Raw genomic sequence first — 21,764 nt, 5'->3', positions numbered from 1 at the left:
GGGCAAGTCGATCGTGCAACTACCGGTACTGTTTACGGCCGGGGCGGAAAACCGGTCGTGCCGAGAGCCGATTCACAGTCCGCTGCAGACGAAGCGAAAGCCGAGACGAGAGCAGATATGAGGTCCGAGCGACGGAACACCCCGTCCCCCCGACCACACCCGTCCGTCGTCACCGCGGATACCGAGGGCGCTATGACTGACGCGTATGTTTCACGTGAAACCGAAGACCCCCCGCTTGCACAGGAGGCTAAGCGCGCCGTGGAGATCCTCAACCCGAGCGGGGAGATCACTATGCCCCGTCCACCACGGCGGCGCACCATGTGTGTGGCGAACCAGAAGGGTGGGGTGGGAAAGACCACCACGGCGGTCAACATCGCCGTCGCCCTGGCGCTGCACGGCAACCGCGTCCTGGTGATCGACCTCGACCCTCAGGGCAACGCCTCCACCGGTCTCAACGTCCCCCACCACTCGGGTGTACCGGACGTCTATGACTGCCTGATCGACGGCGCCCCGCTCGACGCGGTGACCCAACAGGTCGAGGGCATCCCGAACCTCTGGGCCGTGCCCGCAACGATCGATCTCGCCGGCGCTGAGATCGAGCTCGTATCCGTCGTCGCCCGCGAGTCTCGCCTGAAGCGGGCCATCGAGGCCGGCGGCAGCGACTACGACTACATCTTCATCGACTGCCCGCCCTCGCTCGGCCTCCTCACGGTGAACGCGCTCGTGGCCGCCGAAGAGGTGCTGATCCCGATCCAGTGCGAGTACTACGCGCTGGAGGGTGTGCAGGCCCTCACGAACAACATCGAGCTCGTCCGGTCGCACCTGAACCCGAAGCTCGACATCTCGACGGTGCTGCTGACCATGTACGACCGGCGTACCCGCCTCGCCGACCTCGTCGAGCAGGACGTGCGGAACCACTTCGGCGAGAAGTGCCTGAACGCGGTCATCCCCCGCAACGTCCGCGTGTCCGAGGCGCCGAGCTACAGCCAGTCCGTGATGACGTACGACCCGGGCTCCCGCGGTGCGGTGAGCTACTTCGAAGCGGCGCAGGAGATCGCGCTGCGCGGTGCGCATGACGCGCAGGTTGGAGGAGTGGCATGAAGTCGAACCGACGTGGAGGTCTCGGACGAGGGCTCGGTGCTCTCATCCCCACCGCCGCGCCGGCCGAGAACGCGGCGGGCGGCACCGCCACCGCGCTGGCGACTCCCCCGGCCACGACGGACGCCCCCACGAATGGCGTGACGGCCGAGCCGGTGGAGCAGCTCGCCCCGGTCCCTGGTGCGCGCTTCGCCGAGATCTCGGTGACCTCGATCGTGCCGAACCCGAAGCAGCCGCGGCAGGTCTTCGACGAGGAGGCGATCGAGGAGCTGAAGACCTCGATCCAGGAGGTCGGCTTCCTCCAGCCGATCGTCGTGCGCGAGCTCTCAGCGCCGGTCGAGGCCGAGGGCGACGAGGGCACGCCGAAGAAGTACGAACTCGTCATGGGCGAGCGCCGGTGGCGTGCCGCCCAGGCGCTCGGCAAGGAGGTCATTCCGGCGATCGTCCGGGAGACCCGCGACGACGCGATGCTCCGCGACGCCCTCCTCGAGAACATTCACCGCGCCAACCTCAACCCGCTGGAAGAGGCGGCCGCGTACCAGCAGCTCCTCGAGGAGTTCGGCGCGACGCACGAGGAACTGGCCCGGCGCATCGGCCGGAGCCGGCCGCAGATCTCCAACACGATCCGGCTGCTGAATCTGCCGGCCCAGGTGCAGCGTCGCGTCGCGGCCGGCGTGCTGTCCGCCGGGCACGCCCGCGCGCTCCTCGGGCTCGACAGCTCCGAGGAGCAGGAGACGCTCGCCCACCGGATCGTCGCCGAAGGGCTGTCGGTCCGGGCGACCGAGGAGATGGTCTCGCTCGCGGTGTCGGAGGGCGGCACGGCGAAGAAGGCCGCACCGCAGCGGCGGGCGAAGCCGCACGCGCCCGCGCTCTCCGATTTGGCCGATCGACTGTCGGACCGGTTCGACACCCGGGTCAAGGTCGACATCGGTCAGCGCAAGGGCCGGATCACGATCGAGTTCGCGACCGTCGACGACCTCGAGCGGATCGTCGGGATCATCGGGGTCGACCAGCGAGGCCAGCGGGAGCAGTAGAAGGCCCGAAGCGACGAAGGACGCCCCGCAGGGGCGGGAGAAGCCCCAAAGAAGCGAAACGAAACGGCCGGACGGCAAAGTCCGGCCGTTTCGTTTTCCCCGGAGAATGGCTCTGGGCGCACTTTATCCACAGGGGTTATCCACAGGCTCACCGTTTCACGTGAAACCACGTGGTAGAGGTCTTGAGTGCCTGTGGACAGAGGCTCCGACGGGTGCACTGTCCACAGGGTGCGGACACCGGGCTCCGGGTCGGCTAGGGTCGGCTCGTGTCCGAGACGCCATCGCAGCTGCCCTCGTTTACCTACTGGCCGACGTTCCCGTTCGAGGGTGACCTCCGGGTGAAGCGCCTGCTCGATCCTGTGCCGATCGAGCCGCCGCGGCACGGCGACAACCCGGCCGAGTGCCGCGCGTGCGGGGCGCCGGACGAGGCGTACATCTGGGTGAGCGATCGATGGCGCGTGCGCAGCCTCGACCGCCCGACCGGACTGCCGGCGGTGCTGATCCTCGAGTCGCGGTCGCACCTCGACCTCGGCGACCTGCCGAACATGCTCGCCGCCGAGCTCGGCGTGATGACCGTACGGCTGGAGCGGGCGATCCGGTCGCTCGACGGCGTGGCGCGGGTCCACGTGAACCGGTGGGGCGACGGCGCGGCGCACCTGCACCTGTGGTTCCTGGCCCGGCCGTACGGGCGGCTGCAGTTGCAGGGCACATTCCTCGCGCTGTGGGACGACATCCTGCCGCCGATCCCCGAGGACCAGTGGCGGGAGAACCTGGCGCTGGTCGCCGCCTGGCTGGCCGAGTTCGGTGGCCGGCCGCTCGCCGAACCGCCGCGGATCAACTGGACGGCGCCGGCGCAGTTCCGCGAGGAGGCCCGGACCGCCGACCCGGACGCCGCGCTGGGTGATGCCGGGATTCACGTGGACCCGCCGGAGCCCGCAGCCGCCGACGCGGGGGCAGCGGTGGACGCAAGGGCATCGAGCGACGCCACAGCAGCAGCCAACGCAGACGCAACCGGCAACGCAGGAATGGCGGGCAACGCGCTGACAGCCGAACACCCATCAGCAGCCGCCGGCGAAACCCTGCCCAAGCCGGGAACCCCCACAGCGCCGGCAGCCGCCGACGACACAGCGGCCGTGCCGCCGTCCCTGACCAAGAACCCGGCCCCGGAGACCGCGCAGCCTGACACGCCGTGAAACCAAAACGTCAGACGGTACCGCCGAGGACGATGGGGTGATACCGGGTGAGGAACTCTGACCGGATGACTCCCACCGCCCGTGATGGGTGCGTACCATCATGACGGTTGACCGTAGGTAAGCAGCGCGCGGAGATGGGCCAATGTCGCGACGTCTCGTAAGTCTGACGCTAGACACTCTCGAGGATCTGCCTCGATCGTGCCGCGCCTGCGTATTTTGGGAGCTCGATCCGGTCGCCGCCGACCGGGCGTGCGCCAACGGCGACCCGGGCCTCGAGAAAGAGGCATGGGTATCGCAGACCCTGCTCGAATGGGGTTCCTGCGGCAAGCTGGTCTACGTCGACGGCATGCCGGCCGGGTTCGTGATGTTCGCGCCGCCGGCGTACGTGCCGCGGTCGATGGCGTTCCCGACGTCGCCGGTCTCCCCCGACGCGGTGCTGCTGATGACGGCGCACGTGGTGCAGCCGTTCGCCGACGGCGGGCTCGGGCGGATGCTGGTGCAGGGCGTCGCCCGGGACCTGACCAAGCGCGGCGTGAAGGCGATCGAGGCGTTCGGCGACGCGAAGTTCGGCGAGGTCGACGAGGCCGGTCGCAACGAGCGGGGCTGCCTGGCGCCGGCGGACTTCTTCACGTCGATCGGGTTCAAGACCGTCCGTCCGCATCCGCGCTACCCACGGCTGCGGCTCGAGCTGCGCACGGCGCTGTCGTGGAAGTCCGACGTGGAGTACGCGCTGGAGAAGCTGCTCGGCTCGATGAGTCCCGAGTCGCTGCTGCGCCCGGTCCTGCCGGTACGCCCGGCGACCCGCAGCATGCAGTCCTGACAGGGCAGACCAGCCAGGCCAGGCGGGCCAGGCGCAGGACACGGCCCGGGCACGGGCACGGCCAGGGCACGGCACGGCCGCCCGCGCAGGACCGAGCAGGGCGGGACCGAGCAGGGCAGGACCAGGCAGCGATAAACCAGGTAGGCAGGACCGGGAAGGACCGACCGGGCAGGACCGGCGGTGGAAGCCTCAGACCGCGTTGGAGTTGGTCAGCGCCCGCAGCAGGCTGACGTCGATCGACCCGGTCGGCACGTCGGCCTCGACCGGCAGGTACATCCGCTGCACCGCCGCCATCATCGCCTCGACGACCCGCTCACGGAACGCGGGGTCGATGAGCCGCTCCCGGTCTGTCGGTGAGGTCAGGTAGCCCACGTCGACCCTGACCGCGGGCATCCGGCTCAGCCGCAGCAGCTCCCAGGTCTTGGCATGCGTCTGGCAGTCGCGCAGCCCGGTGCGCACCACGATCTCGCGCTGCACGAGCTTCGCGAGCCGCTCGCCGACGATGGAGGTCGGGCCGGAGACGGTGCCGTAGTGGTACGTGGCGACGCCATCGGCCTCCGGGTTGCGGTACCCGTCGAGGTGGATCGAGATGAGCAGGTCCGCGCCGAGCTCATTGGCCAGCTGCACCCGGTCACGGTCACTCAGAGCCGCTGTGGGCTGCGGACCCCTGGTGAGGTTCACCCGCATGCCCGCGGCCGCCAGGCGGCCTTCCAGACGGGCTGCGAGGTCATACACGAGGTCCGCCTCCGCCCACCGGAGCGGACCGTCGGGGACCACGTGCCCGGTGTCGGGACCGCCGTGTCCGGGGTCGATGACGATGCGCTTGCCCAGCAGCGTCGGGCCGGAGTCGCGGAAGGTCTCCGCCTCGCGCAGCAGCTGCGGCCGGCCGCCGACCACCTTGCGGCCCAGGCGGCGCAGCGCACCGACGGTCGCCGGCCCGCACTCGCCGTCGGGACGCAGCCCGACCTCGCGCTGGAACTGGGCGACGGCGTGGGCCGTGCGGCTGCCGTAGATGCCGTCGGCGCGGCCCGGGTTGTATCCCATTTCCAGCAGGCGCTCCTGCAGCTGCCGGACGTCGTCGCCGATGTACGGGTCGCCGACGGTGTGGAACAGCGCCCGCTGCCCGAGCCGCCAGCGCGCCGCGTCCAGCGACCGCCAGGTCTCGTCGCCGACCTCGCCGTCGACGGTCAGGCCGTGGCTCTGCTGGAACGCGCGGACCGCACGCTCCGTGTCGGCGTCGAACTCCGGATCTGCGTGCGGAGCATCGGCCAGCAGGTCCAGCACGACAAGAATGCTGCGGATCTCGGCGACTGCCGCGCCCCGCGCCCCGCGCCGGATTGCCCGCATAAGGTCCTCCTGAGAATGCCTGCGAATGCACCGCAGCGTACCGCTCACGGCTCAGGGACGCGTCATCACGCGGCCTTTGGCAAAAACGCGCCCCGCCTTGGCTCAGGCGGGGCGCGTCAACGCTTGGAGCTGGGCTCAGGCGGGCTCGAGCGCGGACTCGATAAGCCGCACCAGGGCGCTCTTCGGGCTGGCGCCGACGACCGAGCGGAACGGCTCGCCATCCTTGAACACGGTGAGCGTCGGGACGGAGAGCACCTGGTAGGCGCGGGCCGTCTCCGGGTTGCTGTCGATGTCGACCTTGACGATCTTCACCTTGTCGGCGAGGTCACCGACGGCGATCTCGTTGAGCATGGTCTCGATCTTCCGGCACGGCTGGCACCACTCAGCCCAGAAGTCCACCAAGACCGGAATATCGGATTTGAGGACGTCAGCCTCGAAGGTCTTGTCGCTGACCGGCTGGATGGCTCCCATACGCACTCCCTCTACTACTCAAGCTCGTCTTGAACTACAGCGTCGCGATGTAGCGCTCGGCGTCCAGCGCCGCCGCGCAACCGGTGCCGGAGGCCGTGATCGCCTGCCGGTAGGTGTGGTCGACCAGGTCGCCGGCGGCGAAGACGCCCTCGACGTTGGTGCGGGTGCTCGGCGACGCCACCTTCACGTAGCCGGCGTCGTCCAGCTCCACCTGACCGCGGAACAGCTCGCTGCGCGGGTCATGGCCGATCGCCACGAACACGCCGGCGACCTCGAGGTCAGCCTCCTCGCCGGTGTTGACGTCCTGGACGCGCAGGCCGCCGACGCGGCCACCGCGGTCGAGCACCTCGGTCACCACACTGTTCCACCGGACCTTGATCTTCTCGTTGGACAGCGCCCGCTCGGCCATGATCTTGCTGGCCCGGAACGAGTCCCGCCGGTGCACGATGGTCACGGACTTGGCGAACCGGGTGAGGAACGTCGCCTCCTCCATCGCCGAGTCACCGCCGCCGACGACCACGATGTCCTCGTTGCGGAAGAAGAAACCGTCACAGGTCGCACAGGACGAGACGCCCCGCCCGAGCAGCTCCTGCTCCCCCGGGACGGAGAGCGGGCGCCAGGCGGAGCCGGTCGCCAGGATGATGGCGCGGGCACGGTATTCGGTCTCGCCGACCCAGACGCTCTTCACGGCGCCCTCCAGCGCCACCCGCGTCGCGTCGTCGGTGATGAACTCCGCCCCGAAGTGCTCGGCCTGCTTGCGCATGTTGTCCATGAGCTCGGGGCCGAGGATGCCGTCCGGGAAGCCGGGGTAGTTCTCCACCTCGGTGGTCGTCATCAGCGCACCACCGGAGGTGACGCCTTCGATGACCAGCGGCTTGAGGTTGGCCCGGGCCGCATAGACGGCTGCCGTATACCCGGCGGGGCCGGACCCCACGATGATCAGGTTGCGGACCTCGTCCACGGTCGACTCCTCGAGTTAAGCCTGTGCCAGCAAAACGTCATCCTACGAACCGATGATTCCCGTTGCGGGGTGACGCGTGTGCCACATCACCACTACGGTCAGGCAATGCCGCGGTAGAGCTCGTCAGCGATCGCCCCACCGATACCGCAGTCCGGTCCGACCGCGAGGACCAGGCGCCTGCCGGCGGCCAGGCGCGTGCCGTCGACGATGACGACCAGCGCCGGGCGACCCTCGAACCGGGCGTAGTCGACCAGTGCCACCTGACCACCGTATTCCCCGACCACTGCGTTGAGGCAGGCGGCCCTGGCCACCGGGTCCTGCAGGCGGCGCAGCTCCTCCGGCACGGGGTTGGGCTTCGCGGACTTGCTCGCGTCGGCGTTGTCGCTGCCCTCGCCGGCGATCGCGGCCGGGGGCGGGGACGCCTGCGCCAGCTGGCCGACCGAGCTCGGTCCGTAATCCTGCCCGGAGGCGACGAGGGCGGCGTCCGACCGCGTGGAGGACCTGGTGCCCGACGTCGACGGTGGCAGCTGCTGCGGTGCCGCCTCGCCCTTGCCGCCGTCGGCCGAGGACGTCACGGTGTCCCGGCTGGCGGACTGCTGGTCCATGACCACCGTCACGCCGATCCCGCCGCAGACCAGCACGGCCGCGGCGGTGGCAAGGCCGACCACCCAGCGCTGCGTGCGGCGCCTGCGTGCCTCGCGGGCCCGGGCGAGATCGAGCACCGGGGCATCGGGCTTCGGCGCGAGCACCGCGGCCTGCAGCGCGGCGTTCAGCCGTTGCTCCACGTCCGCCGGTACAGGCACCGGCACGGCACCTAGCTCGGTCAGCTGGTCACGGACGACGACCTCGGCGGTCACCAGGGCGCCATACGCCTCCGCCCAGCCCTCGTCGGTGCTGATGAGCCGGCGCACGTCGTCGGCCTCGGGCGTGCCGTCCAGCGCGCCGCCGACGAAGTCGGCGAGCAGGTCGAAGTCGGCGTCGGAGAAGGTCGTCACGCGCCGCCCTCCTTCCTGCTCGCTGCCGCCTCGGGTCCGTTCGGTGATGGGACGCCGCCGCTGCCGACCGGGTTCCGCAGGTGGCCGAGCATCACAGCGAGGCGGGCCCGCCCGCGGGCGCACCTGCTTTTGATGGTGCCCTCCGCGACGCCCAGGATCACCGAGGCCTCCGCCACGGAATACCCCTGGACGTCCACCAGCACCAGGGCCGAGCGCTGCTCGGGGGCGAGTTGCTGGAGCGCCTGCTGCACGTCCATGGCGGTGTCGCGGTCGGTGACCGGCGCCGGTGTGACGTCGGTCTCGGGCAGCGGCACGGTCGGCCTGGACTGCCGGCGCCGGATCCGGTCGAGGCACGCGTTGACCACGATGCGGTGCAGCCACGTCGTGACCGCCGACTCGCCCCGGAAGTTGCCGGCGGCACGGAACGCCGACAGCAACGCGTCCTGGAGGGCGTCAGCGGCCTCCTCGCGGTCGCCGAGGGTCCGCAGCGCGACCGCCCACAGCCGGTCCCTGTGCCGCCGGACGATCTCGGCGAAGGCATCCGGGTCGCCCGCGGCGTGGGCATGCAGAAGGGCGGTGTCATCCGGCGTCTCACGCACGCCCGGCTCCGCCTCCACGGCTGGCACCTTATCGACCGCGAGTGACCTGTGGGGGCTACTGGACTCGAACGGTTATCTCCGCGATGGAAATCCGGAATCGGCCGCTGCTGCTTTCCTTCGGCAGCTTGGTGATCCAGACGAGCAGATAGCGGGTCGGCTCCTGGGGCCCCGGGTACAGATTCGTGGGGCCCATCTCGTCCTTGGCCGTGCCCTCGATCACCTTGTACTGATCGACCGTCTGCTGGTCGGGCGCCTGGCCGCTGCCGAAGTCGACCGTGCCGGAGCGCAGCTCACCGCTGGCGCCGGGGGTGGCCAGGTCGACCTGCACGGAGACGACCTGCTTGGCCTCGCCGAGGTCGATCCAGACGCCCATGCCGTCCTTGAGGCCGCCGAAGTTGGCCTTGTTGTTGTATCGATCGGTGTTCCAGGCTGTCGCCTGGTTGCCGTCGACCATCTTCCCGGCGTCCTTGGCGTTGTCCTGGCTGCCCTTCGGGCTGACGATCCGGACCTTCGAACCGTCGATCTTCAGCACCGTCGGTTGGTTGGCCGGCTTCGCCTGCTGCGGCGCGCCGCTGGTCGTCGCCGACGGCGAGGCCTGGCCCGGCGTGGCCGGGTCGCCGAGCACCTTTGCGGCGGCGAGCGTGCCGGCCAGGGCCAGCACCAGCAGGCCGACGACGCCCACGGCCAGCTTCCGCCCGGCGGGCCTCGGCGGCGCGGTGGACTGCGACGCGGCGTCGAACGCCTCGAAGTCGAGCGAGTTGTCGCCACCCTCGGCGAGGTCGCTCTCCTCGAACTGCCCGAACGACGCCAGCTCGCCGGCGAGCGACTCCGCCGACGGCAGTGGCAGGTCCGGATTGAGCAAATCGGTCACGAGCGAGTCGAGGTGCGTCGGCACACCGGCACGCACCTGCCGCGGCGCGGCGAGCGCGCCGCTGCTGTCGCGCACGCCGTCCGGCACCGAGTAGGTGCCGGCCTCGCGGTGCGGCCAGTAGCCCGTGAGCGCGCAGTAGAGCACGGCGCCGATGGCGCGGATGTCGGTCTCGGGCGTGGCCAGGTCGTCGGCCCGGGCGTCGGTCAGCACGACCCGCCCGTCGTGCGCGACGAGCACCGTGCCGGGGTGCACGTTGCCGTGCGCCATCCCGGTGCCGTGCAGCGACGCCACGGCGTCCGTGACGGCCCAGGCGATCGCCACCGACCGTCCGGGGTCCAGCGGACCCGACGCCACGATGTCGCGCAGCGCGATCCCGTCGACCCACTCCCGGACCACATAGGCCCGGTGGCCCTCGTCGATCGCGTCGTAGACGCCGACCAGGTGGGGGTGCACGATCCGGCTGGCGGCCACGGCCGCGCCCAGCATCTCCTTGGCGCTCTCCCCACCGGGGTAGCGCAGGACGACCGCCACCGGCCGCCGCAGGATCACGTCGATCCCGCGATACAGCTGGCGACCCAATGAGTCGTTGCCGATGTGCTCTTCGAGCTGGTATCGCTCGGCAAGGATTTCACCGACGGATGGGGTGCCGAAGGTCAGGACCTGCGGAATGCCTCCGGAGGTCTCCAGCCCTTCGTCGAGCTCAGCCACCCGTCCTCCCTTCCGATCCGTGTGCTCACCAGGGGCGTGCGTCGTAACGCGAGTCGCAGTCACTAAGCCTAAGCGCTCCGGCGGGGCGTCGAGGTTGACCTTACCGGTCAGCTCTCCGGGTTCCGACACGTCATCTTCTCCGGACCACCCGGGGCGATGCCAATTGATCACCCATGCCAGGACATAGCGGTCATATACCTTTCACCCGTATTTCATCGGCTCGGCCGCCTCCGGACGGGCCGTCCGCCGAGCCCGACCGCCGTGCCGGCCCGGCCCGCAACCAACCAAGCCCTGGTCGGAGCGCCTGCACCGCTCCCGCCGGCCTCGCGCCCTGATCCGGCCGGGGCGGACACACCGCCGCCGGCGGGCCGGCGCGCCGCGTCGCGGCCCACTGTGCTGGTCATCGGCCGAGCCTGCCCTTGATCAGGCCGGCGAACTGCCGCACCTCAGGCACCCGCAGCGCCATGGCCACGGCGGCGTAGGTCACCAGCAGGGCCGTGCCACCTGTGACGAGTTGCACCACGCCGAGAATCTTGCCTGGGTCGAGCACCTTCCCGACCGCCCAGGACACGGCGAACGCCACGATCCCGCCGGCCACCGCCGCCCCCGCCAGCCGCGTCAGGGTGTCGGCGACCTTGGCCAGGCCGAGCCTGCCCAGCCGCGTCCGCAGCAGCCAGTAGCCCATCAGCAGCGCCGCCACGAACGACAGCGCGGTGCCGACCATCAGCGAGGCCGTGACGGCCGCGATCGGCAGGATGAAATAGAAGGCCACGTCCAGCACCAGCCGGACCGCGACGCCGCCGATGTTGACCAGCGCCGGCGTGCGGGTGTCGCGCAGCGCGTAGAACACGCTGGTCTGCATCTGGCTCAGCGCGAAGGGCAGCAGGCCCAGCCCGGCGGCGCTGACCACCCAGCCGGTCGCCAGGGCCGTGTCGTAGTCATACTGCCCCCAGTCGAACAGGGTCACCGCGAGCGGCTGGCCCAGCACCACGTAGACCGCGGCGGCCGGGATCAGGATCACCGAGGCCAGCCGGGTGCCCTGCGACAGCTGGTCGGTCACGTCGCCGAAGCGGCCGTCGGCCGCGGCGGACGAGATCCGCGGCATCAGCGCGGTGATCACGGAGACGGCCACGATGCCGTGGGCCATCATGAAGATCAGGAAGGCGTTGTTGAAGACGGCCGGGCCGTCACCGCCGCGCAGCGCGTTGTTCTTCGCCAGGACCATCACGACCGTGATGCCGATCTGGTTGACCGCGACATACAGCAGCATCCAGGACCCGAGCTTGCCGAGCTCCCGCAGGTTGAGCTTGCCGAAGTCGAAGCGCCACTTCCAGCGGAACCCGGACCTGCGCAGCGCCGGCCACAGCCCCAGGGACTGCACGACGATGCCGAGCGTGGTGCCGATGCCGAGCACCAGCACCTGGGCCAGCGTGATCGTCTCGGGCGTCGGCAGGCCGGGGCCGGGGACCAGGAGGAAGACGCCGGCCGTGGCGATGATCACGACATTGTTGAGGATCGGTGTCCACATCGGCGCGGCGAAGTGGCCCCGCACGTTGAGGATCGCCGCGAAGATGCCGGCCAGCCCGTAGAAGAAGATCTCCGGCAGCAGCAGATAGGCCAGCAGCGTGATCAGGTCGCGGTCGGTCGCGGTGACCCTGTCGTTGCCGAGGGTGTAGACCGCGGTCAGCAGCGGTGCGGCCAGCACCACGACCAGCGTGGCGCCGCCGATGGCGACCACCGCCAGGGTCAGCAGGCGCTGCGTATATGCCTCGCCGCGGTCGGGCTCCTCCTTGCGGGCCCGCACCAGCGTCGGGATCAGCACGCTGGCGAGCACGCCGCCGAGCAGCAGCTCATAGATCTGGTTGGGCAGGTTGTTGGCGAGCGTGTAGTCGTCGCCGACGGCGAACCCGCCGATCGCCGCGGCGATCGCGGCCGCGCGCAGGAAGCCGGTTGCGCGGCTGACCAGGCTCAGGATCGCCATGGTGCTGCTGTTGCGCACGACCGTGCCGGTGCTCTCGTCGTCGCCCGGCCCCGGCGGCGGCGCCGTCTCCTCGACGACCGGCGCGTCGTTGACGACCTCGGGCCTGGCGGTCACGAACGGCAGGTGCACCGTCGGCGCGTTGGCCGGGTCGCTCAGGCGCGGGTCGAGCGGCTGAGTGGGCAGCTCACCGTGCGGGTCGGGGGGCCTGTGCGCGCCCTGGCCGACCGGACGCAGCACCGCCGTCGGCTCGTTGCTCCAGCGCCCGTCGTCTGCCGGGTCCATCCGCCACACCCCAACTCGGCCGTGCTTCCGCTCGCAGCACAGACCATAGTGGCACCCCCCGACATTTCCTTCGTCCCACCGTTGAGCTGACAAATCGCGCGACCTGACGCCGACACGGCCACTACCCTCGGTGTCCGCTCCTTGCTCACCGCTCATGCCCTCGCGATAGGCTCACCGACCGATGTCCGAAACCACACGAGCCCTCACCGACGCCCAGCGCCGTGCCGTGCACGAGCTGATGCGCGTCTCCCCCGTTGCCGACGAGCTCGGTCGCCGGTTCGCAGCGGCCGGGCACGAGCTGCACCTTGTCGGCGGCTCGGTGCGCGACGCGCTGCTCGGGCGCCTCGGCGACGACCTGGACTTCACCACGGACGCGCGGCCCGAGCAGACGCTGCGGATCATCGAGGGCTGGGCCGAGGCGGTGTGGACGACCGGCCAGGAATTCGGCACGATCGGGCTCGCCCGCCGCGGGCTGCGCATCGAGGTCACCACGTTCCGCGCCGACGCCTATGACCGGGTGAGCCGTAACCCGATCGTGCAGTACGGCGACAACCTGGTCGACGACCTGCACCGGCGCGACTTCGCGGTCAACGCGATGGCGGTGTCGGTGCCCGGGCACGAGTTCACCGACCCCTATGGCGGCCTCACCGACCTGGCCGAGCGCGTCCTGCGCACGCCGGGCGCGCCGGAGGACTCCTTCGCCGACGATCCGCTGCGCATGCTGCGGGCCGCCCGGTTCGCCGCGCAGCTCCGGTTCAGTGTCGCGCCGGAGGTACGGGCCGCGATGGCCGCCATGGCCGGCGACCTCTCCCGGATCACCGCCGAGCGGATTCGCGACGAGTTCGTCAAGCTCATGTGCGGCGCCGACCCGATCACTGGCCTGCGGCTGCTGGTGGACACCGGGCTGGCGGAGACGTTCCTGCCCGAGCTGACCGGGCTCAAGCTGGAGATCGACGAGCACGCCCAGCACAAGGACGTCTACGAGCACACCCTGATCGTGGTCCGCAACGCCATGGGCCACGAGACCGACGGGCCGGACTTCACGCTGCGCATGGCCGCCCTGATGCACGACGTCGGCAAGCCGGCGACCAAGGCGGTCGGCCCCGACGGCGGGGTGAGCTTCCACCACCACGAGGTCGTCGGCGCGCGGCTGACCAAGCAGCGGATGAAGGCGCTCAAGTTCCCCAAGGACGTGATCTCCGACGTCGCCGAGCTGGTCATGCTGCACCTGCGCTTTTATGGGTACGGCCGGGGCGAGTGGACCGACTCGGCGGTGCGCCGGTACGTGACCGACGCCGGCCCGCTGCTGCCGCGCCTGCACAGCCTGACCCGCTCGGACGTGACGACCCGCAACCGGCGCAAGGCGGCGCAGCTCGCGGCCGACTACGACGCGCTGGAGGCCCGGATCGCGCGGATCGCCGCCGAGGAGGACCTGGCCCGCGTCCGGCCCGACCTCGACGGCAACGCGATCATGGAACTGCTCGGGGTGCCGCCCGGCCCGGTCGTGGGCCGAGCCTGGCGACACCTCAAGGAGCTGCGGCTGGAGCGCGGCCCGCTCGACCGGGACGAGGCCGAGGCGGAGCTGCTGCGCTGGGCTGCCGCCGAGGGCCTCACGAAACCCTGATCTCCGTGATCTGCACGGCCAGCTTCGGCGGACCGTCGGCACCCCCCGTGGTGGTGCCGGCGGCGGCGATCCGGTCCAGCAGGTCCAGGCCGCTGGTCACCTGCCCGAAGACCGAGTAGTCCGGCGGGATGTCGCTGTCCTTGTAGACGATGAAGAACTGCGAACCGTTGGTACCGGGCCCGGCGTTGGCCATCGCGAGCGTCCCCCGCGGGTACGGCGGCAGCGTCGTCGGCAGGTTCTCCTCGCCGAACTGGTACCCGGGCGTCCCGGTCCCGGTGCCGCCCGGGTCGCCGCACTGCAGGACCCACAGGCCCTCCGTGGTCAGCCGGTGGCAGGACGTGTCGCTGTAGAAGTCGTCCCGGGCCAGGTGAACGAATGAGTTGACCGTGCAGGGCGCCCGGTCCGCGTACAGCTGGATGCCGATCGCGCCGAGGTTCGTCTCCAGCGTGGCCGTCGGCTTGCCGCTCAGCGTCGAGCGCGGCGCGGGCGTCGCCACCAGGCGGGTCTCGCCACCGCCGCGGTCCGCCGGGGAGTACGTGCACGGCACGCCCGTCCCGGCCGGCGGCATCCCACCGGTCGGGCCGGCCGCGGGGCCGCGACTGGGGCCAGCGCCCGCGCTCGGCGAGGCCTGCGGCACGGTCTCGCCCGTCGACGCCGCCACCGACACCACCGGCCCGGCGGCGGTGTCGACCGGGTCGTTGTTGGCCCGCAGGTAGAGCAGGACGGTGCCGGCGCCGCTGAGGATCAGCAGCGCGGCGATCCCGCCGGCTACGGGAAGCAACCACCGCCGCCCGCGCCGGCCGGGCACCGCGCCGGGCGCAGCGGCACCAGGCGGCGCAGCGGGGACGAAACCCGGAGCAGGGGCGAAACCCGGAGCGGGGTCGTCGCGGCCCGGCCCGGCCGCGGCCGGCTGCTCGCCCGGCGGATGGATGTCCGGGACGTCACCCGCGGGCGCGGCCGGCCGCAACCAGGCGGGCAGGGTCGGGTCGGGCGCCGCCGGCGGCAGCGGCTCGGCCAGCTCCGGCGGCTTCGGCGCGCCGGGCCGCGGCGGCTCGTAGTCCGGCACCTCGCTGTAGGCAGCCTGCGCCTCGCCATGAGCCGGCCGAGCCTCACCGTAAGAGCGCGCCTCACCATAGGGGTGCGCCTCACCGTAGGGCGGATGCGCCTGGCCGTAGGCCGAGTTCGCGTCGCCGTAGCCAGCGGCGACGTCGCCGTAGCCGGGGTCGTAGCCGGCGTCACGGTAGTCGTCGTAGGAGCCCGGGCCCCACGCAGGCGCCTCGTACGCCCGGGACGGCAGCGAAGGACGCGCCGGTGGCCCCGATTCCAGCTCGAACCTGGCACGGCCGCTGGAATCGGGCTCCGGTGACGAAGCAGACAAAGGTGGTGGAGGTGATGGCATTACGTGATCATACGATCACATTCCGCTCAAAGTGGTAGGGCTGCCGCCAACGCCTTCGCCCGTTCCGCCCACGAGTGCTGTTCGGCGAACGCCTGCCGGGCCGCCATCAGCCCCGGGTCGTGCGCCTCGGCGGCGGCCTCGCGTACCGCGGCCACCATTGCCTTCGGCGTGGAGGCGACCCGCACGAGCGGGGAGTCGAGCCAGTGCACCGCCGGCAGGTCCGTGCTCACCGGCGGCTTCCCGGCGGCGAGGTATTCCAGCGTCTTGAGCGGGAAGGACGCCCGGTTGAAGGGGGTGTCCCGGTACGGCGTGACCCCCACGTCGATGTGCCGCAGGAACGTCGGCAGCGACTCGAACGGCTGCCGGCCGACCCAGACCACGTTGGGCCGCTCGGTCAGCTCGGGGAACCGGGCTGGCTCCCAGCGGGCGTCGTGCGGCCCGACCAGCAGCAGCGACATGCCGTCGTCGGCGAGGGCGGCGAGCAGTTCGAAGTCGGTGCGGTCGGAGAACTGGCCGATCACCCCGGCCACCGGACCGGCCAGGGGCTTGGGCAGCACGGCCGGCTCGCCAGGGGTCCGGTACGCCGACGTCTGCACCCCGTTGGGGATCAGTACCACCCGCTTGGCGCCGAGCCCTGTCCAGCGCTCCGCCAGTACCGTCGAAACCGCCACCACCAGGTCGGCGTTGTCGAGCTGGCGGCGCTCGTCCTCGGCGACCCGCGCGGCGTCCTGCCCCATCAGCTGCGCGCCGGCCACATAGTCGTCGGTGCCGTAGAGCACCTTGGTGACCCCGGGTCCCCAGCTGCGCAGCACGTCGACGAGGTTGCAGGCGAGCACCGCGACCGGCCGCCGGTCGAGCTTGCGCAGCGCCCAGCGGGTCTGCGAGCGGATGAGGGCGGCGGTGCTGACCTTGATGTAGGGGCGGGTGTGCAGCGGCAGCACCCGGGGAGTCAGCCGGGTCACACCGTCGGACACCGGACGTATCTGAGGTGCGACGCCGAGGCGGGAAGCGCCGTAGCGGTAGCGGTCCGGGGTTGCCGCAGAGATCGGCGGATCGACCCAGAGAATGTCAGCATGAGGGGTGAGTGCGGAGGCGAGCAGCCGGTCGGAGCCGGTCACCCCGTCCCACGACGTTCCAGCGAAGACGACGACCAGCGGCTGAGGCACGGCCCACATTCTCCTGGAGGACGAGGAGGCGGTTCAACGCTGTCGGAACTTTGACCACCGCTGCGTCGTGGATGTGGCGATTCGGTCGGTTCTGCACGTAGACGAGGTCAGCTACCGTCGCTACACGATCCCCCTTCGGCCGCACGGAGCATCTGGGCTGGCCACCCCCTGAACCCTGGAGGCAGACATGCAGCCGTGTCCCAACTGCGGCGGCATGGGCATTGATATGAACGGCTACTGCACGCAGTGCCGCACCTATCGAGGCGTCCCGCAGGCGCCGCAACCGCCGGTGAGTGGGACGCCCTACAGTGGCGACCCGTACAGCGGCGCGCCCTATGCCGGCTACCAAAGCAATGGACCCTCGTTCCCCGACCAGCAGGTCAGCGGCCCTGGCTACCCCAGCAGCGGCGGCGGCTACCCGGCCCAGACCAGCGGTCCGGCCTACCCGGGACCGGTCAGCGGCCCACCGGCGTTCCCGCCGACCACCTACGGCGGGCAGTACGGCGCGACGCCGACGCCGCCGCGCCGCAACAAGTTCATGATGCCGCTGCTCGCGCTGTCCGGCGTGGTCGTGGTGCTGGTGATCGCAATCGTCGCCGTCGTCGCCCTGCGCAAGGACGACGACCCGAAGACCGTCGCCGACCCCGGCAAGAGCACGAACGCAACCACCGGCGCGAGCGCCAAGGCGGCGGAGTCGAAGATCGACAAGTGCCTCGTCGGCACGTGGCAGACCTCGACCTACACCGAGACCGCCGCCATGGAGGGGGTCGAGGGCGGTGTGTCGATCAGCCTGACGAAGAACGGCTCGACGCTGACGTTCACGTCCGACGGCAAGCTCACCGAGACGTACCAGGACAGCGTCTTCAGCGGCAGCCCCACCATCCAGGGCCAGAAGGTGCCGATCACGATCACCGTCAACGCGACCGTGAACTCGGACATCCAGACCGCCAGCGGCAGCATCGTCTACTCGAACGTCAAGGCGAGCGGCAACACGCTGACGACGGCGCCGTCGATCAGCTACAGCGAGACCGAGCCGTTCACGGCGGATGACAACCCGGCGAAGTACACCTGCAACGGTGACAGCCTGACCTTCAGCACCAACCAGATCCAGGCCACCGCGAAGCGCAAGTCCTAGCGGTTGACCAGCACCTCCGAGGTCCCGTCGGGTTGGGCGATGTCGTCGCCGACCCGGCGGGCCCACCGGCCGCCCAGCACCGCGTAGGCGGCGGCGGTCAGCACGTAGCCCACCGCGACGAGGATGAGCACGAGCGCCGAGCGGCCGTTGTACGGCAGGGTGAGCGCGCCGACGTACATGCCGGCGACCAGCATGATGTTGAACCCGGTGTCGTTGATGCTGAACACCCGCCCCCGGAACTCGTCCGCGCACTCGTGCTGCAGTGACGTGTCCGCGACGATCTTGATCGCCTGGGCGGCGAGGCTGGTGACGAACACCGCCCCGAGCAGCAGGACCGGGTCGAAGGGCAGCCCGAAGCCGAGGATCGCCACGCCCGTGGCCGCCAGCACCGCGGCCACCCAGCGCCAGCCGCCGATTCGGCGGGCCACCGGGGGCGTCACGAAGGACGCCAGCAGCATCCCGACGCCGCCGGCGACGAACGCCTTGGCGATGGTGTCGAACGAGTCGCTGACCTCGTCGCCCGTGTTGAACACGGTGCGGAACAGCAGCAGGCAGGCCAGCAGCACGACGCCGTAGAGCAGCCGGAACACTGCCTGCACCAGGACCAGGTAGGCGGCGCCGCGCTTCGCCGCGAGGTGCCGGACCCCGGCGACCGTGCCGCGGTTGACGTCGCCGACGGCCTCCCGGATCGAGCTCCTGGTCTGCTGCGCGGCGTCCGGGCCCAGTTCGTCGGCGGTGAAGGAGGACCGGCCGATCAGAGCGGAGATCAGGTAGAAGCCGGCGGCCATCGCGGCGACCAGGGCGTAGCCGTGGAACGAGGTGGCCAGCACCGTCTTGATCAGCGCTGCGCCGGTGCCGATGCCGACGGAGAAGCTCAGCGAGCCGAGCGTCGCCGAGAACGAGTTGGCGGTCACCAGCATGTGGTCGTCGACCACGTGCGGGGTCGCGGCGGACAGCCCGGCGAGGAAGAACCGGTTCAACCCTGTCACCACCAGTGCCAGCAGAAACGGTACCGGCGACTCGTGGCCCTGCCAGATGTACAGGGCGATCGGCAGCACCAGGACCGTGCGCAGCAGGTTGGACCGGGAGATGATGGTGCGCCGCCGCCACCGGTCGAGGAACACCCCGACATACGGCCCGATCAGCGAATAGGGCAGCAGCAGCACGGCGAAGCCGGCCGCGATCGCCATCGCGCCGGTGCGCTGCTCCGGGTTGAACAGCACGGTGCCGGCCAGCGCGCCCTGGAAGAGTCCGTCGCCGATCTGCGCCACCATCCGCACGCCGAGCAGCCGCCGGAAGCCGCGTTGCCGCAGGACCGCCCGCACGAAGTGGGACTGCGGATGGGCTGCTGCGGTGACGAAGGACACGGCCAAAGCCTACGGCCCGTTCAGTCAGACATACCCGCCAAAGCTCGGTGAAGGCCGGACCATGACCTCCACCGAGCGATGTGCTGGCTGTCAGGCCTTCGGCGGCTCGACCGCGATGCGGCCGTTGACCGGCTCCTCCACCGCGGCGCCGCTGAGCCTGCCGAGGAGTTTCGCCAGGTCGATGCCGGTCAGGTCGGTGCTGAGCTGCAGGCCCTGGGCCACCGTGCCGGCGACCGACTTGGTGAGCGACGACGCGCCGTCGGTGGAGATGACGGTCATCTTGTCGATGTTGCCCATCGGCTCGCTCACGGCCCGCACCACGTCGGGCATCACCCGCACCAGCAGGTCGAGGACCGCGGCCTCGCCGTAGGTGGCGAACGCGTCGGCCTTGAGCTTCATCGCCTCCGCCTCCGCCTGGCCGCGGGCCAGGATCGCCGACGCCTCGGCGGTACCCTCGCGCTCGAGGGCCTCCGCGATCGCCACGCGGCGCCGCTGCTCGGCCTCACCCTCCTTGGCGCCCTCGATCGCGTTGGCCTCGGCGAGCGCGGCCCGCCGGGACCGCTCACCCTCACCGGTCAGGCGGGCCTGCTCGGCCGAGCCCTGCGCGGCGGCGATGACGGCCTGCCGCTGCGCCTCGGCCTTGAAGATCGCGGCGTTCTTCGCCGCCTCGGCCTCCTGCTCGACCCGGTAGCGCTCGGCGTCGGCCGGCTTGCGCACCTCGGTGTCCAGCTGGCGCTGCTTGAGCTCGGCGTTGCGCTCGGCCACCTTCTGCTGCTCGGCCAGGATGACCTGCTCCCGCTCGGCCTGCGCGAGCGGACCGGCCGCGGCGGAACGGGCCTTCGCGGCGTCGATCTCGGCCTGGATGGCGGCCTGCTTGAGCGACAGGTTGCGGTTCGCCTCAGCGATCGCCTCCTCCGACTTCAGCCGCTCGGACTCGGCGGCCTGGCGGGCGTGCGCCTCGGCGATCGCGGCGTCGCGCAGCACCCGGGCCGCCTCCGGCCGGCCGAGGTCCTGCAGGTAGGACCCCTCGGCGAAGATGTCCTGCAGCTGGAACGTGTCCAGGACCAGGCCCTGGTTGGTCAGCGAGTGCTCGGCTTCCTCGGCCACCGCGCTGGCGAACGCGGTCCGGTCCCGGATGATCTCCTCGATGGTCAGCCGGCCGACGATCGAGCGCAGCGCACCGGCCAGGACCTCGCTGGTGAACAGGTCGATGCCCTGCTGCTGGTTGAGGAACCGCTGGGCGGCGGCCCGGATCGCGTCCTCGGTGCCGCCGACCTTGACGATCGCGACGCCCTGCAGGTTGGCGCGGATGCCCTGCTTGCTCACCGCGCCGGTGATCTCGACATGGATGCGGCGGCTGGACAGGTCGAGGACCTGCAGCTTCTGCACGATGGGCACCACGAACACCGAGGCGCCCATGACGACTTTCTGGCCCGACAGATCGGTCGAGCGGGACCCGTCCAGGCCCTGCACCGACTTGCCCTTGCGGCCGGTGATGATGAACGCCTCGTTGGAGCCGGCCACCTTGATCCGCGACACCACGAACAGCATCAGGAAGAGGATCAGCAGGACCGCGCCACCGATGGCGATGAGCAGAACTGTATTCATATGTCCGTCCCTTCTAGAAAGGGGTTTCTTCGACGATCACGCTGGTGGAACTGGTCGCCTCCACCACGAGGATCCGGGTGCCGAGCGCGATCGGGCGGTCGGCCCGGGCGCTGAGCTTCATCGGCTGGCCGCCGAGGGAGATCCGCACCTCACCGAAGCCGTTCGCGGTGATCGGGGTGACGACCACCCCTGTGGTGCCGACCATGTCCTGTTGTGTGGGTGTGGCGTCGGTACGCATGTTCATCGCCATCCGGGCGAGCCGGGTCGCCAACCACGCGGTCGGCACGGCGGCGGCGAGACCACCGAGGGCCGCGACGACCGTGCCGCCGGGGACGCCCAGAGCCGACACGATCGCGCCGCCGAACCCGAACGCGCCGACGAAACCGGCGATCGCCGGCAGGGAGAAGACGCCGACGGCGTCGGGGTGGTCCACGTCGAAATGCAGCAGGTCGCCGACCAGCAATGACACGGCCAGCACGAGCACACCGAGCCCGCCGAGGATCAGAAACACCACATCCATCGCCGGCCCCCTCCCGCTGGAACTAGGAGGGTATCGACCTGACGCAAATCTGACACTCGCGTTTTCGGGCACAATTGGTTGCGTGCGTTGGGCGGAGATGCAGGCGCCGATCGATGCGGTCGGCATCGCGGTGGACGACACCGGCGTGTGCGCGGTCCGCTTCGGCGGCGCGGCCGGCCCGCTGGCCGCCGGCGACCCGGTGCTCGAGCGGGCCGTCGAGGAGCTGACCCGCTACTTCGCCGGCGAGTCCGCGCCCTTCACGGTCCCGCTGTCGGTGCGGGGCGGCTCGCAGTTCGAGCGGTCCGTCTGGCGGGCGTTGTGGGCCATCCCGTACGCGGAGATGCGCACCTACGGGCAGATCGCCGCCGCGGTCGGCGAGCCGGACGGCGCCAGGGCGGTCGGGGTCGCCTGCAACCGCAACCCGCTGCCGATCATCGTGCCCTGCCACAGGGTGGTCGGCGCCGACGGCAAGATGGTCGGTTTCGGCGGCGGCATATGGCGCAAGAAGGTGCTGCTGGAGCTGGAGGCCAAGGTGCGCATCGAGCGAGAGTTCGGACTGCTCTGACAAAAGTTCAGGACCCCTCC

Annotated in this window: 19 protein-coding genes; 7 read left to right on the top strand and 12 right to left on the bottom strand. The window is 70.8% G+C overall.

Annotation, left to right across the window (positions count from 1 at the left end):
• The first annotated feature begins 117 nt into the window (after nucleotides 1-117).
• The 4 genes from AB0H83_RS22805 (at nucleotide 118) to AB0H83_RS22790 (ending at nucleotide 4,145) form a co-directional block, all read left to right on the top strand.
• A complete protein-coding gene (locus tag AB0H83_RS22805) occupies nucleotides 118-1,101 on the top strand; it encodes a ParA family protein (protein ID WP_360097356.1) in 984 nt (327 codons plus the stop codon).
• Nucleotides 1,098-2,132 carry a ParB/RepB/Spo0J family partition protein gene (locus AB0H83_RS22800; RefSeq protein ID WP_360097278.1) on the top strand — a complete coding sequence of 345 codons (1,035 nt, stop codon included), beginning with the start codon at nucleotides 1,098-1,100 and terminating at the stop codon, nucleotides 2,130-2,132. Before AB0H83_RS22805 ends, AB0H83_RS22800 begins: the two co-directional genes overlap by 4 nt.
• A 287-nt stretch (nucleotides 2,133-2,419) precedes the next feature.
• On the top strand, nucleotides 2,420-3,325 hold the full coding sequence (locus AB0H83_RS22795; RefSeq protein ID WP_360097353.1) for a hypothetical protein: 906 nt from the start codon (nucleotides 2,420-2,422) through the stop codon (nucleotides 3,323-3,325).
• A gap of 142 nt (nucleotides 3,326-3,467) precedes the next feature.
• On the top strand, nucleotides 3,468-4,145 hold the full coding sequence (locus AB0H83_RS22790) for a GNAT family N-acetyltransferase (protein ID WP_360097275.1): 678 nt from the start codon (nucleotides 3,468-3,470) through the stop codon (nucleotides 4,143-4,145).
• Between the two features lie 189 nt (nucleotides 4,146-4,334).
• On the opposite strand, the gene AB0H83_RS22785 is transcribed toward AB0H83_RS22790, so the two are convergent.
• From AB0H83_RS22785 to murJ, 7 genes are all read right to left on the bottom strand, one after another.
• The gene (locus AB0H83_RS22785; protein WP_360097272.1) at nucleotides 4,335-5,492 is read right to left on the bottom strand and encodes an N-acetylmuramoyl-L-alanine amidase; all 1,158 of its coding nucleotides are present in this window, start codon (nucleotides 5,490-5,492) and stop codon (nucleotides 4,335-4,337) included.
• A gap of 135 nt (nucleotides 5,493-5,627) precedes the next feature.
• Nucleotides 5,628-5,963, bottom strand: a complete 336-nt coding sequence (trxA, locus tag AB0H83_RS22780; RefSeq protein WP_033359929.1) for a thioredoxin — start codon at nucleotides 5,961-5,963, stop codon at nucleotides 5,628-5,630.
• Nucleotides 5,964-5,997: 34 nt separating this feature from the next.
• Nucleotides 5,998-6,924 carry a thioredoxin-disulfide reductase gene (gene trxB / locus AB0H83_RS22775; RefSeq protein ID WP_360097269.1) on the bottom strand — a complete coding sequence of 309 codons (927 nt, stop codon included), beginning with the start codon at nucleotides 6,922-6,924 and terminating at the stop codon, nucleotides 5,998-6,000.
• Nucleotides 6,925-7,022: 98 nt separating this feature from the next.
• On the bottom strand, nucleotides 7,023-7,919 hold the full coding sequence (locus AB0H83_RS22770) for a hypothetical protein (protein ID WP_360097266.1): 897 nt from the start codon (nucleotides 7,917-7,919) through the stop codon (nucleotides 7,023-7,025).
• On the bottom strand, nucleotides 7,916-8,536 hold the full coding sequence (sigM, locus tag AB0H83_RS22765) for an RNA polymerase sigma factor SigM (protein WP_360097263.1): 621 nt from the start codon (nucleotides 8,534-8,536) through the stop codon (nucleotides 7,916-7,918). The genes AB0H83_RS22770 and sigM overlap by 4 nt, the downstream gene beginning before the upstream one ends.
• A 37-nt stretch (nucleotides 8,537-8,573) precedes the next feature.
• Nucleotides 8,574-10,097, bottom strand: coding sequence for a protein kinase family protein (locus AB0H83_RS22760; RefSeq protein ID WP_360097260.1), 1,524 nt, complete (start codon nucleotides 10,095-10,097; stop codon nucleotides 8,574-8,576).
• 400 nt (nucleotides 10,098-10,497) lie between these two features.
• On the bottom strand, nucleotides 10,498-12,360 hold the full coding sequence (gene murJ / locus AB0H83_RS22755; protein WP_360097258.1) for a murein biosynthesis integral membrane protein MurJ: 1,863 nt from the start codon (nucleotides 12,358-12,360) through the stop codon (nucleotides 10,498-10,500).
• A 181-nt stretch (nucleotides 12,361-12,541) separates the two neighbouring features.
• Here murJ and AB0H83_RS22750 point away from each other — a divergent pair, with 181 nt between their 5' ends.
• Nucleotides 12,542-13,984 (top strand): CCA tRNA nucleotidyltransferase, encoded by a 1,443-nt coding sequence (locus AB0H83_RS22750; RefSeq protein ID WP_360097255.1) that lies wholly within the window; start codon nucleotides 12,542-12,544, stop codon nucleotides 13,982-13,984.
• On the opposite strand, the gene AB0H83_RS22745 is transcribed toward AB0H83_RS22750, so the two are convergent.
• Both AB0H83_RS22745 and AB0H83_RS22740 read right to left on the bottom strand, forming a co-directional pair.
• Complete coding sequence (locus AB0H83_RS22745) at nucleotides 13,971-15,383, bottom strand: peptidylprolyl isomerase (RefSeq protein ID WP_360097252.1); 1,413 nt, start codon at nucleotides 15,381-15,383, stop codon at nucleotides 13,971-13,973. The genes AB0H83_RS22750 and AB0H83_RS22745 overlap by 14 nt on opposite strands.
• Before the next feature lie 26 nt (nucleotides 15,384-15,409).
• The gene (locus AB0H83_RS22740; protein WP_360097249.1) at nucleotides 15,410-16,549 is read right to left on the bottom strand and encodes a glycosyltransferase; all 1,140 of its coding nucleotides are present in this window, start codon (nucleotides 16,547-16,549) and stop codon (nucleotides 15,410-15,412) included.
• A gap of 214 nt (nucleotides 16,550-16,763) precedes the next feature.
• Here AB0H83_RS22740 and AB0H83_RS22735 point away from each other — a divergent pair, with 214 nt between their 5' ends.
• Nucleotides 16,764-17,684, top strand: coding sequence for a hypothetical protein (locus tag AB0H83_RS22735; protein ID WP_360097246.1), 921 nt, complete (start codon nucleotides 16,764-16,766; stop codon nucleotides 17,682-17,684).
• Here AB0H83_RS22735 and AB0H83_RS22730 read toward each other — a convergent pair.
• The 3 genes from AB0H83_RS22730 to AB0H83_RS22720 form a co-directional block, all read right to left on the bottom strand.
• Nucleotides 17,681-19,051, bottom strand: a complete 1,371-nt coding sequence (locus AB0H83_RS22730; RefSeq protein ID WP_360097243.1) for an MFS transporter — start codon at nucleotides 19,049-19,051, stop codon at nucleotides 17,681-17,683. The genes AB0H83_RS22735 and AB0H83_RS22730 overlap by 4 nt on opposite strands.
• 90 nt (nucleotides 19,052-19,141) lie before the next feature.
• Nucleotides 19,142-20,659, bottom strand: a complete 1,518-nt coding sequence (locus tag AB0H83_RS22725) for an SPFH domain-containing protein (protein ID WP_360097240.1) — start codon at nucleotides 20,657-20,659, stop codon at nucleotides 19,142-19,144.
• 13 nt (nucleotides 20,660-20,672) lie between these two features.
• Nucleotides 20,673-21,179: an NfeD family protein gene (locus tag AB0H83_RS22720; RefSeq protein ID WP_360097237.1), complete on the bottom strand. Its 507-nt coding sequence runs from the start codon at nucleotides 21,177-21,179 to the stop codon at nucleotides 20,673-20,675.
• A gap of 82 nt (nucleotides 21,180-21,261) precedes the next feature.
• On the opposite strand from AB0H83_RS22720, the gene AB0H83_RS22715 reads away from it, so the two are divergent.
• On the top strand, nucleotides 21,262-21,744 hold the full coding sequence (locus AB0H83_RS22715) for a methylated-DNA--[protein]-cysteine S-methyltransferase (protein WP_360097234.1): 483 nt from the start codon (nucleotides 21,262-21,264) through the stop codon (nucleotides 21,742-21,744).
• The last annotated feature ends 20 nt before the right edge of the window (nucleotides 21,745-21,764 follow it).

It is taken from the genome of Dactylosporangium sp. NPDC050688 (assembly GCF_040654515.1).
Classification (GTDB): Bacteria; Actinomycetota; Actinomycetes; order Mycobacteriales; family Micromonosporaceae; genus Dactylosporangium.
This window is presented reverse-complemented; position numbering and strand designations above follow the sequence as displayed.

Excerpts from the sequence above, each read along its gene's own strand:
- AB0H83_RS22805 (WP_360097356.1), top strand. The coding sequence starts at position 118 with ATGAGGTCCGAGCGACGGAACACCCCGTCCCCCCGACCACACCCGTCC.
- AB0H83_RS22800 (WP_360097278.1), top strand. The coding sequence starts at position 1,098 with ATGAAGTCGAACCGACGTGGAGGTCTCGGACGAGGGCTCGGTGCTCTC.
- AB0H83_RS22790 (WP_360097275.1), top strand. The coding sequence starts at position 3,468 with ATGTCGCGACGTCTCGTAAGTCTGACGCTAGACACTCTCGAGGATCTG.
- AB0H83_RS22785 (WP_360097272.1), bottom strand. The coding sequence starts at position 5,492 with ATGCGGGCAATCCGGCGCGGGGCGCGGGGCGCGGCAGTCGCCGAGATC.
- trxA (WP_033359929.1), bottom strand. The coding sequence starts at position 5,963 with ATGGGAGCCATCCAGCCGGTCAGCGACAAGACCTTCGAGGCTGACGTC.
- murJ (WP_360097258.1), bottom strand. The coding sequence starts at position 12,360 with ATGGACCCGGCAGACGACGGGCGCTGGAGCAACGAGCCGACGGCGGTG.
- AB0H83_RS22750 (WP_360097255.1), top strand. The coding sequence starts at position 12,542 with ATGTCCGAAACCACACGAGCCCTCACCGACGCCCAGCGCCGTGCCGTG.
- AB0H83_RS22745 (WP_360097252.1), bottom strand. The coding sequence starts at position 15,383 with ATGCCATCACCTCCACCACCTTTGTCTGCTTCGTCACCGGAGCCCGAT.
- AB0H83_RS22735 (WP_360097246.1), top strand. The coding sequence starts at position 16,764 with ATGGGCATTGATATGAACGGCTACTGCACGCAGTGCCGCACCTATCGA.
- AB0H83_RS22725 (WP_360097240.1), bottom strand. The coding sequence starts at position 20,659 with ATGAATACAGTTCTGCTCATCGCCATCGGTGGCGCGGTCCTGCTGATC.
- AB0H83_RS22720 (WP_360097237.1), bottom strand. The coding sequence starts at position 21,179 with ATGGATGTGGTGTTTCTGATCCTCGGCGGGCTCGGTGTGCTCGTGCTG.